Source organism: Kamptonema formosum PCC 10802 (assembly GCF_000332335.1).
Taxonomy (GTDB): Bacteria; Cyanobacteriota; Cyanobacteriia; order Cyanobacteriales; family Oscillatoriaceae; genus Oscillatoria.
On sequence record NZ_KB235948.1, the window covers coordinates 2,513,924 to 2,514,560 of the forward strand.

The window sequence follows — 637 nt, forward strand, 5'->3', positions numbered from 1 at the left end:
ACCTGCGAAGTTGTTGCCAGCAATATCCTTAATCGCACCGTTGGCAATTTCAACGTAGTAATCTGTGTTTTGGGCCAAATCTGCCGTGGGGTTAATCGTGAGTTGACTCCCACTGACGGTGACATTACTGCCAGTGACAGCGATGGTTTCCACCACCGAGTTGTCAGACAGTTTCTTGAGCACGATATTGCCGGTGCCTTTTTGTACCGCTTCGCTGAAGTTGACGACTAAGTTAGCGCCAACGTCAACGCCGGTGGCATTATCGGTGGGGGTGAAACTGCTGGCTGTGGGTGCGGTTGTGTCTGCGGTTTTGAAATTCCAAGTGCTATTTCCGGTAACACCCGCGAAGTTGTTGCCAGCAATATCCTTAATCGCACCGTTGGCAATTTCAACGTAGTAATCTGTGCCTTGCGCCAAATCTGCCGTGGGGTTAATCGTGAGTTGACTCCCACTGACGGTGACATTACTGCCAGTGACAGCAATGGTTTCCACCACTGAGTTGTCAGACAGTTTCTTGAGCACGATATTGCCGGTGCCTTTCTGAATTGCTTCGCTGAAGTTGACGACTAAGTTAGCGCCAACGTCAACGCCGGTGGCATTATCGGCGGGGCTGAAACTGCTGGCTGTAGGAACTACG

1 protein-coding gene is annotated in these 637 nt (G+C 51.0%); it reads right to left on the reverse strand.

The window, feature by feature from the left end; translation table 11 throughout:
* The coding region (locus OSC10802_RS52795; RefSeq protein WP_044170060.1) for an Ig-like domain-containing domain at window positions 1–637 on the reverse strand (637 nt) is incomplete at both ends.